General features: G+C 54.5%; 9 protein-coding genes. 2 read left to right on the top strand and 7 right to left on the bottom strand.

Annotation, left to right across the window (positions count from 1 at the left end):
• Positions 1-398: 398 nt before the first annotated feature.
• Genes Q7K71_02735 through Q7K71_02710 form a run of 6 tightly spaced genes read right to left on the bottom strand, consistent with a single transcriptional unit; the run spans position 399 to position 6,026 of the window.
• On the bottom strand, positions 399-731 hold the full coding sequence (locus Q7K71_02735) for a DUF2442 domain-containing protein (protein MDO8675018.1): 333 nt from the start codon (positions 729-731) through the stop codon (positions 399-401).
• Positions 732-735: 4 nt separating this feature from the next.
• Positions 736-1,689 carry an ROK family protein gene (locus Q7K71_02730; GenBank protein ID MDO8675017.1) on the bottom strand — a complete coding sequence of 318 codons (954 nt, stop codon included), beginning with the start codon at positions 1,687-1,689 and terminating at the stop codon, positions 736-738.
• The gene (ppk1, locus tag Q7K71_02725; protein ID MDO8675016.1) at positions 1,690-3,708 is read right to left on the bottom strand and encodes a polyphosphate kinase 1; all 2,019 of its coding nucleotides are present in this window, start codon (positions 3,706-3,708) and stop codon (positions 1,690-1,692) included. It abuts the gene before it with no gap.
• Between the two features lie 3 nt (positions 3,709-3,711).
• Positions 3,712-5,244: an HD domain-containing protein gene (locus Q7K71_02720; protein MDO8675015.1), complete on the bottom strand. Its 1,533-nt coding sequence runs from the start codon at positions 5,242-5,244 to the stop codon at positions 3,712-3,714.
• A 21-nt stretch (positions 5,245-5,265) separates the two neighbouring features.
• On the bottom strand, positions 5,266-5,847 hold the full coding sequence (locus Q7K71_02715; protein MDO8675014.1) for an NAD(P)H-dependent oxidoreductase: 582 nt from the start codon (positions 5,845-5,847) through the stop codon (positions 5,266-5,268).
• Positions 5,848-5,849: 2 nt separating this feature from the next.
• Positions 5,850-6,026 carry a hypothetical protein gene (locus Q7K71_02710; GenBank protein MDO8675013.1) on the bottom strand — a complete coding sequence of 59 codons (177 nt, stop codon included), beginning with the start codon at positions 6,024-6,026 and terminating at the stop codon, positions 5,850-5,852.
• A 103-nt stretch (positions 6,027-6,129) separates the two neighbouring features.
• Between Q7K71_02710 and Q7K71_02705 the strand changes: the two genes are divergently transcribed.
• On the top strand, positions 6,130-7,560 hold the full coding sequence (locus Q7K71_02705) for a PEGA domain-containing protein (GenBank protein MDO8675012.1): 1,431 nt from the start codon (positions 6,130-6,132) through the stop codon (positions 7,558-7,560).
• A 1-nt stretch (position 7,561) separates the two neighbouring features.
• Positions 7,562-9,115, top strand: a complete 1,554-nt coding sequence (locus Q7K71_02700; protein MDO8675011.1) for a glycosyltransferase family 2 protein — start codon at positions 7,562-7,564, stop codon at positions 9,113-9,115.
• 41 nt (positions 9,116-9,156) lie between these two features.
• Here Q7K71_02700 and Q7K71_02695 read toward each other — a convergent pair whose 3' ends face one another.
• Positions 9,157-9,507: a hypothetical protein gene (locus tag Q7K71_02695; protein ID MDO8675010.1), complete on the bottom strand. Its 351-nt coding sequence runs from the start codon at positions 9,505-9,507 to the stop codon at positions 9,157-9,159.
• Positions 9,508-9,663 lie beyond the last annotated feature (156 nt).

Genomic DNA, 9,663 nt, shown 5'->3' with positions numbered 1-9,663 from the left:
TTGATTCGTTTTGTAGAGACGCAGCATGCTGCGTCTCTACGTCACCGGTATCCAATATGAAATCAAACCGAAACGGATTGTCGGGATGGACCTTGAGGCCTTTGAGGATGGGGGGATTGAATTGGGGGCTTAGGGAGATACGGACGCCTGGCGCAGGCATGTAGGGGCGATTACTAATCGCCCCTACGTCAGCATATGCCGGTGGCAGAGCCAGGCCATTGCCCAAAAATGCGAAAAGCAAGCCAATGGCCAGAAAGCGTCTTATTCTTGGATTTAAATACATGGTGGGCCAAGTATATACGATATTTAAATGATTTGCCAGTCGGGGGGATTTTTATTTCGGTGGAAAATCAATGATACATAAGCCTAAGGTTAAGCGAACGAAGTGGGCCGGACCATTAAAACCTGCGGCGGCGGACGGATTTCAAATGTTTCTGGCTTCCACCAAGTTTGGCCAGACAGCGGACCGTTTCGCGATCGAGATGAGGACTTTCGGAATAAAGCGTATCAGGGGCGATGTCGGCACCGTTCGGCCAGCAGACAGTCCCTAATTCGGCATCGACCTTCATTTGGTGGAATTTCTTTTTATCGAGCAATTCCTTGAAAATCCCTTTACCAAGATATTTGCGAAAATCAACAATGTTCTTTTTAAGATCATCAAAAACCAACTCAACGGTATAGTCCCCGATGATCCTGGCTTGTATGATCTCTCTGGCGACGATGGTTTTCATGGACTCAAAAACCTTTTTGCAGCAAACGCACCGCGCCCAAGGGCACGGCATCGTCACCGAGGGTGGATTGCAGAATGCGGCAGGTGTTGAAGGACTTGAAAAAGGGGTCGCTTTTGAGGGTTTTTGCAATAATGGGAAGCATGAACCAGCCGCAGGCCTTGATGACCCCGCCGCCCAAAAGAATGGCGCGCGGGTTGAAAATATGATTGATGGAAATGCCGGCCTTGCCCAGGGCCAGGGAGGCCTGTGTCATCACCTGACGGACCACGGGGTCTTTTTGATACAACGCCTCTTTGAGGATACGGCTTTTGATGGTGGTCAGACGGCCTTTGTTCAGCCGGGTGACGATGCTGCGCCGGCCTTTTTTGACAAGTCTGCGGATATCCCGCTCAATGGCCCACCGGCTGGTCAGGGCCTCCAGACAGCCGCGGTTGCCGCAATGGCATAAAGGTCCATTGATCTCCATGATCATGTGGCCGAGTTCGGTGGCAGCGCCCTGCGCGCCCAGCAAAAGCCGCCCGTGGGCGATCACCGCCCCTCCCACGCCCGTTCCCGGAAAGATCCCGACCACATGATCCAAACCCTTGGCCGCTCCCAGCCAGGCCTCACCCAATAAACCGGCATTGACGTCATTGGTCATGGCCACGGGCACGCGGAATTTGCGTTTTAACTTGGCACTTAAAGGAAAGCCGGTCAAACGGATATTCGGCGCGGCCAGAATATGGTCATTGCGCGTGTCCACGATGCCCGGTATGCCCAGGCCGATGCCTTCGAGCCGGCCGCGTTTGACCTTTGAAGCGCGCATCAATTCGTCAATACTGTCCACCACGCACAGATAAATATCTTTGGCCTTCACCCGGGCAGGAGTGGCGATCTTAATGCGGTTAATGATCTCCCCGCCGGGAGCCACCAGCGCTCCCGCGATCTTTGTCCCGCCAATGTCGATGCCGATGTACATTTAGCGTGTGTAATGGTTGATAAAATAATCCTGCGCGTCAAAGGCCTGCCCGCCTTTGGGCAAACGGGCATACGTTCCCTCCAAGCCCAGGCGGCGGCTTTTGCGCGTGTCGCGCCAATAATTGTCCAGAATGAACTGCAAATGCGATTTGATCTCGGGTTTGGTGATCTCAAATAAAAGTTCCACGCGCCGGTCGAAATTGCGCGTCATCCAGTCGGCCGATGACAAAAAGACGCGCGGGGCACCATTATTGTTGAACAAAAAGACGCGCGAATGTTCCAGGAAGCGCCCGATCACGCTTCTCACCTCGATATTTTCACTCAACCCCTCGATGCCCGGCGCCAGGCAGCAGATGCCGCGCACGATGAGTTTGATCTTCACCCCGGCCTGGGACGCCGCGTACAATTTCTCAATGACCTGCACGTCTTCCAGCGAGTTCATCTTGGCCGTGATCATCCCGTTCTTGTGTTCCTTTTGGGCCGCGATCTCCTTGTCGATGAGGTCAAAAAAATATTTGCGCAGATCGTGGGGCGAGGAAATGACCCTCTTCCACGGCGAAGGCAGAGAATACCCGGTGATGACGTTGAACACGTCGGCGATGTCGCGGGCAAAATCGTCATTGGCGGTGAAATACCCGATGTCGGCGTAAACGCCCGCGGTCTTTTCATTGTAATTGCCCGTGGACAAATGAACATAACGGCGGATGCGGCCCTCTTCCTTGCGCACGACCAGGGTCATCTTGGAATGGATCTTTAAACCCGCGATGCCGTAAATGACGTGGCATCCCGCCTGCTCAAGATCGCGGGCCCACTGGATGTTCTTTTCCTCTTCGAACCGGGCCTTGATCTCAACGACCACCGTCACCTGTTTGCCGCGTTTGGCCGCTTCGGTCAGCGCCCGGATGATGGCGGAATCCTCGTCGGTACGGTACAGCGTCATCTTGACAGCCAAGACATCCGGGTCTTTGGCCGCGGCCTGGACAAGATCGATCGTCGGAAAAAACGACTGGAACGGCAGATGGATGATGAAATCCTCTTGCTTGATCTTTTCAAAGATATTTTCATACGCGGTCCTGGACGGGGAAAAAGAAACGAAACGCAGCTCCGGTTTGTCCACACCCGAAGCCATATCGTACAAATAGGTCAGGTCCAGGTCCGCGCCCACCATCACGGTCTCTTCTTGAGGGAAATCCAGACCCTCACAAATGACCTTCACCAATTCCGGCAAGGCCGCGCTTTCCATCTGCAGGTGCACAGCGCGGGCAACGGAACGTTTTTTCAGCTCCTTCTCCATGGCCTTCAGGAGATTGGGCGCGTATTCCTCGTCGATGTCCAGTTCGCTGTCGCGCAGGAGACGGAACAGGGCCTCCCCCTGGATCTTGTAGCCCTTAAAAAATTCTTTCAAATTCTCACGGATCAGCGCTTCCGTCAGCACAAAGCAAAATTCGTCCCCTTCGGCCGGAACTTTCAAAAGCCGTGGTACGGCCTTGGGGACCGGCAGGATCGCCAGATGGTTGGCCTCCGAACGCAAAATGCTCACCGCAAAGGCCATGGTCTTGGAGGGCAGCACCGGAAAAGGATGCCCCTGGTCCACGGCCATGGGCGTCATGATGGGAAATAGCGTCGTGTCAAAAAACCGTTTGACGTATTTTTTCTGTTCAGGGTTCAATTCCGCCGGAGTGCGCAGATAAATCTTCGCGGCGTCCATTGCGGACCTGATCGAAGTGGCGTAAACAGCGTCAAAGTCCTTGAGAAGCGCGTCCGTATCCGATCTGAGCGCGGCCAAAAGGTCCTGGGGATAAACCCCGAACGGGTCACGGCGATTATAACCGGACGCCAGCAGTTTCTTGACGCCGGCCACCCGCACCATAAAAAACTCGTCAAGATTACTGGTAAAAATGGCCAAAAAACGCAGGCGCTCCAGCAAGGGGTTATGCTCGTCCGCCGCCTCTTCCAGCACCCGCCGGTTAAAAGCCAGCCAGCTCAAGTCACGATGGATGAATTTGTTCTGATCAGCCACAATTTAATCCTGTTTTACCGTCAATGTCAGTTTATTGCCGGTGATCTCTTCAAAAAGTTCTTTCTTCTCAAGAAAATTTTCTTTTTCCAGCAAAAAATTCTCGTGCGTGGACGCGACCAGCGTGGCGTCGCCCGCCGTGTTGAACTTCACCTGCAGGTCTTTCACCTTCTGCTTGTGGGAACGGTCCAAAGAATTGGCGATACGCAACAGCGCGCTCAACTTTTGCACCAGGATCTGCTGGGATGACGGTAACGAATTGTAGAGCAAATGCGACTTGAGCGGCGCGGACCGGCGGTGATAACGGGCGATGCAGGCGATGAGGGTGATCTCGTCTTCCGTCAGGCGAAAAAGGTTCAAAGAACTGATGATATACTCGCTGTGTTTATGGTGCGCGCGGTTATTGATGAACATTCCCAGATCGTGCAGATACGCGGCCAGGATGAGGTACAGCCGGTCCTTGTCCTCCAGCCCCAAAATGCCCCTGAAAGAATCGAACAGTTTTTCCGCCATGCCGGCGACGTGCTTGAGATGGGCGAGGTCCATCCCCCATTTCTTGCACAGAAAATGTGCCATCGCCACCAGCTGGTCTATTTTGCTGGTGCTTTCCAGGGACTCAAATTTGAACAGCAGGTTCGCCAGAATGGACTCTGACAGCGACGCCTCCAGGATATAGACATGCTCATGGCCGCTGAACTTGAAGAGCGTGTTGAGGATGATGGCGAACCCGAAAATGGTGCCGGCAATGTCGTCGGGAATGCCGTAGGTCCGGGCGATCTCCTGGGGGTTCATCTGCCGCAGGCGGGAGAGAAACTCCTGCGCTTCCCCTGATTTGAACTTGAAAAAATCGGAATCCCGGCGCTTGTTGGGCAGGACGTTCTGGATATGCACCGAATAATTCTCGTCAATGAGGATGACGTCGTCAATGACCAGGTCCGGGTTGCTTTTTTTCAAAAAAAGGATCTCGTTCTCAATGTACTCGGCGGTGGCTTCGTGGACCTCCTGCAAACTGCCGTCCAGGGTCTCCATGAACTGCGACAGGCGAAGAGTGCCGATGGGAAAACCGACATTCATGAGCGTCAGACCCTTGGACATGATGGAAATGTCCAGGCTCCCCGCCCCTAATTCCGCGATCAGCAGATTTTTCTCGCGCACGGGATAGGTTTTCTTCAATTTGTGCGACAGGAAATAATCGATGTAATAGACCACGTCCCCGGGAGTGAGGACGTCGATCTTGAAACCCGTTTTGCGCAGGACCGTGTCTAAAAAAATGTCCCGGTTGCGGGCCTCGCGCACCGCGGTGGTGGCGATGACCGCCACATCCGTGACATCATAGGCCTTCAGGGTCTCATTGTACTTCTGCAGGACCCCGGCGGTCTGGTTGATGATGCTCTGGGGGATGCGGCCTTTTAAAAAAGCATGACGGCCCAAAGGGATGAAATTTTTGAGGGACTCAACGACCTTGACGTCTTCCCCGTGGCTTTCGCCGATGAGCAGTTTGATGGAGGAAGAACCGATATCAATAACGCCGGCACGCATACAATGACCCTCTTGTGATCTTTAAACGGTCTTTGCCAAAAATTGCACCAATTCCGCCCCCAAATGGCGCAGGGACGCCTGCTGCCCGGGGTCCTTGAGCGTCCCGTCGGGATCAAAGGCCTCGTCGGCTTTAGGCAAGGCCACCTGCCGGGGAAGGACAACGACACCGGTATACTCCAAGATCTCGCGCAGATGCGCCATACCCCTTGACCCGCCCGAAGTGCCCGGCGAAGCAGCCATCAGCGCGGCGGCCTTGCCCTTAAAAGCGGCCCTCAAGGGCTCATCCTTGGTTTTACGGGACACCCAGTCGATCAAATTCTTCAACAGAGGCGTAACAGAAACGTTGTACTCGGGACAGGCGATCAAAAACCCGTGGTGGGACTTAAAAAGTTCTTTGAGTTTGACGGCATTGTCTGGAATGCCCTCCAGGGCTTCCACATCCTGGTCAAACAAAGGAAGCGGGTAGTCCCGCAGGTCAATGACTGTCACCTGCGCTCCGGCCGCGCGGGCCCCGTCAACGGCAACGCTCACCGTTTTTTTGTTCAATGAACCCCGGTGAGCGCTGCCGGCGAACGCCAGTATCCTGATCTGTGATGCCTCCATCCTTATTTGGCCATGCTGCCGCCCATGGGGCATGTCTTGCCTGACATGGAACAACTGGATTTGGCGTACCACATGCCCGCGGCGAAGATGAACGCGCCGATCAAAAGACCGACAATGATCTTCTTGATGCCGCAGCATCCTGATGATGTTGAACAGCAGCTGTCTTTCTTTTCTTCCATACAACCCCCTCCTTTTGATGATGGGTATCGGTAAATTATTTGGCTATTCTACCATCAATGGCGTTGGCTTTGAACAATTTTTTTGCTACAATACATATTCATTATGCCCCTTTTAAGGAAGATCGTTTTCTACATTTTCTTGGCCGTCTACGGCGTGGTCTGTCCCCTGCTCATCCTGCGCATGCTGGGTTTCATCTTTGCGCCGCAAACAGGTTTTGTCAAGACGGGGCTCATCTACGTTTCCACCAACCCGCCCAATGCCCGGATCATCATTGACGGTGTTGCCGCCCACGAAACCGCGCCGACCGTCATCCGGGACCTGACCCCGGGAAACCACGATATCACGATCAGCCTGCAGGAGTATGTTCCCTGGCGCAAAAAGATCCCGGTGACGGGCAACAAGGCCACGGCCCTGAACAATGTGCTTCTGGTGCCGGCCGAGTGGAAGACCAGGACGCTGACAGACACAAACTTCAACACGCTCATCGCGCTGGCGGGCAATCCCTCTTCCCTCATCGTCGGCCGTGGCGATACCATTGATGACATTATCCTCATGCGGCTCAACAAAAACATCGGCGAAGAGGAAGAATCCCAAGTCCAGCAGCCCCTCAACGGCCTGCCGACGCTCTTTCCCGCCCAGTCCATCTATAAAGGGGCGCGCGTGGCGGGGTATTTCACCGTTGACAAAAGTCCGTTTTTTGTGATCCATATCGTTGACGACAACAAGGACAAATACCTGTGGGTGGACCCGCGCGAAAAACAGCCCCGTGCCGAAGACATCACGGAATTGCTGATCGGCGAACCGAAACAATTGATCTGGGAGGCCTCCGACGAAAGAAATATCTTTGCCCTGCAAAGGGACATGACCGTGAACCGTTTGAACATCAAATCCAGGGCGATCTATCCGGGCATTATGGAGAATACACAGGCCCTGGGTGTCATGGACAATACGGTCTTTGGTTTGACGCAAAACGGCTCGATCGTCCACTGCGACTATGACGGACAGAATAAAAAAACAACACTCCCTCCGGCCAGGGACCTGATCCTGCTGGCTACCCAAAATCCCGACTTCCTTCCCGCCGTGATGCGCTATCTGGGGATCACCGCGGATGCCCGGGGAATAACACCCGGCCATGAACGCTCCCTGGCTTTGATATGGACAAAAAACCACGTCGGCATCCTCGATCATTCGCGGCAAACATCCGCTGATGAGCGCCCCGTGTCCGTGCAATGGATCTACAGCCGGGGCCAAAACATCGCCCAGGCCTTCTGGGTGAATAATGACGACAATATCCTGGTGCGCGACGAGGGGGGCATCCTCTTATTAGACAAAGAGAATTTCGGACAACCACGGCTGACACGGGTGGTTGATGTCCAGGACGACAGCATGGTGTATTACACGGACAAGACCGGTCAATTGTATTACCTCACGCCCGCCACCCGCCGGCTGTCGTGGATACAGATCGTTCCCCACAAACCGTTCATTCCCGCTCCCATCGCGGACTCTTTGCTGATCAAGGGATCGGAACACTGACATGGACTTCCATTACTCCAAACAGCATTTGACCCCCGGCGAAGCGCGGCTCCAGCGCCGCTTGGAGATCCTCCCCAGCGCCGTCAGCTGGGCGTCGCTGGTGACCCTGGTCCTGCTATCCATCTTCTTTCCTTTCACCGCCGCGATCTTCATCGTCGCGTTTTACCTGTGCTGGCTTTTGCGCCTGCTGTACATGACCCTGTTCTTGGTGCTCTCCACCATACGCTTGGACATTGAACAAAAAACCGACTGGAGGGCCCGCATCGCCGGCATGGACAAGACACCGGACCTCGCAAATCCCCCGCCGCATTCCAAAGACATCCTGCATCTGGTCATTTTCCCGGTCGTCAAGGAAGGCGCGGACATCATCGGTCCGGCGCTGGAAGCCGTCGCGCGCCAGAACTTTCCTACCCAACAGATGATGGTGATCTTTGCCCTGGAAGAACGCGCCGAAGAGAGCGTCAAGCAGGGTGTGTCCGCGGTCACGCAAAAATACGCCGCGCATTTCAGGGACTGTTTCACGGTCCTGCACCCGTCGGGAATTCCCGGCGAATCCAAGGTCAAAGGGGCCAACGTCACCTGTGCCGCCAAGGCCGCGGCCGAACGCCTGCGCCAGGACCATGTTCCCTTTGAACACGTGATCGTCTCCTGCTTCGACGCCGACACGGTCGTGGACCCAAACTATTTTGCCTGTCTCACCTGCCATTTCATGGCGGCCCCTGACCGCTGGCGGGTCAGTTTCCAGCCCATCCCGGTCTTTCACAATAATATCTGGCATGTGCCCGGTTTCGCGCGTGTCATCGAGACCGGGTCGTCCTTCTGCCAGCTTGTTGAAGCCACCAATCCCGAGAAACTCGTCACCTTCTCCAGCCACAGCATGAGCTTCCAGGCCCTGGTTGAAGTCGGGTACTGGCCGGTGGACATGATCTCCGACGATTCAGCGATCTTCTGGAAATGCTACATCCATTATGGCGGCCGATACCGGGTCGTGCCCATGTATGTCACTGTATCCATGGACGTGGCCTCGTCCGATACCTGGTGGCGCACGGTCAAAAGTGTGTATAAACAAAAACGGCGCTGGGCATGGGGCGTTGAGAACTTTCCGCTGGTGATGCGGGGATTCCTCAAGTCAAAAGAGATCCCGCTGTATGAGAAGGTCCGCCACGGGTTTAAACTGTTCGAAGGCCATCTGTCGTGGGCGACATGGGCGTTCATCCTCTCGATCATCGGCTGGCTTCCCATCGTTTTCGCGCGCAAAGAATTTGCCGCGTCCGTTGTCTATTACAATATCCCGGACATCGCCAACACGATCTTCAATCTGGGCTTCCTGTGCCTGGCCATCTGCATCATCTTAAGCATGGCGCTCTTGCCCAAGGCCAATGTCCGTTTCAGCTGGCTGAAAAAAGCCGGGCTGGCCCTGGAATGGCTTTTGGTGCCTGTGAGCATGGTGTTCCTAAGCGCCCTGCCCGCGCTGGACGCGCAAACACGGCTGATGATGGGCCGATACCTGGAATTCTGGGTGACGGACAAAAGACGAACCCCGCCTCCGCGTTAGGCGGAGACGGGGCTGTGTGGAAAGAATCCGTGGCGCGGTTCCTAGGCCATGGTCACGGACTTCTTGGGAGAAGCAACTTGGGATTTCCAATGCAAACGGATCTTCAAATGATGGCTGTAACCGATCTTCATCAGGCGCCTGTGGCGATAGGCGTATAAAGCTCCTTTGACCCGCAAAGCAAAGAACTCATCACGGCTTTCGTTGTCATAAAATTTGTCAATACGCACCTGAGGGGCGGGCAGGGTCTCTTCGCGGTCCGCCTCGCGGGTCACATACACGAACTCCTTGCGCACGTCCGAGACGCTGTCACGGTCCTCTTTGTGCTCGGTGATCAAAATGATCTTTCCCCGGCCTTTGAGGACTTCCCTGGTCTTATGGAGCATGTCACGCATCGGACTTTCCTTATTATAACCCGTTGCTAATAAAAGAGTTGTGTCAATTTAATACCTGTGATCTTATTGGGTGTTTCTAAAGGAAGTATAACATCCGAGGAAGACAAAACAAGGCCATTTGGCCAGTTTTGGGAAAGCGTTACCTTACAAAAAGAG

Source organism: Candidatus Omnitrophota bacterium, from assembly GCA_030650275.1.
Classification (GTDB): Bacteria; Omnitrophota; Gorgyraeia; order Zapsychrales; family Fredricksoniimonadaceae; genus JACPXN01.
This window is presented reverse-complemented; position numbering and strand designations above follow the sequence as displayed.

Coding starts and splice junctions, on each gene's coding strand:
- Q7K71_02735 (MDO8675018.1), bottom strand. CDS start 731: ATGAAAACCATCGTCGCCAGAGAGATCATACAAGCCAGGATCATCGGG.
- Q7K71_02730 (MDO8675017.1), bottom strand. CDS start 1,689: ATGTACATCGGCATCGACATTGGCGGGACAAAGATCGCGGGAGCGCTG.
- Q7K71_02720 (MDO8675015.1), bottom strand. CDS start 5,244: ATGCGTGCCGGCGTTATTGATATCGGTTCTTCCTCCATCAAACTGCTC.
- Q7K71_02715 (MDO8675014.1), bottom strand. CDS start 5,847: ATGGAGGCATCACAGATCAGGATACTGGCGTTCGCCGGCAGCGCTCAC.
- Q7K71_02710 (MDO8675013.1), bottom strand. CDS start 6,026: ATGGAAGAAAAGAAAGACAGCTGCTGTTCAACATCATCAGGATGCTGC.
- Q7K71_02705 (MDO8675012.1), top strand. CDS start 6,130: ATGCCCCTTTTAAGGAAGATCGTTTTCTACATTTTCTTGGCCGTCTAC.
- Q7K71_02700 (MDO8675011.1), top strand. CDS start 7,562: ATGGACTTCCATTACTCCAAACAGCATTTGACCCCCGGCGAAGCGCGG.
- Q7K71_02695 (MDO8675010.1), bottom strand. CDS start 9,507: ATGCGTGACATGCTCCATAAGACCAGGGAAGTCCTCAAAGGCCGGGGA.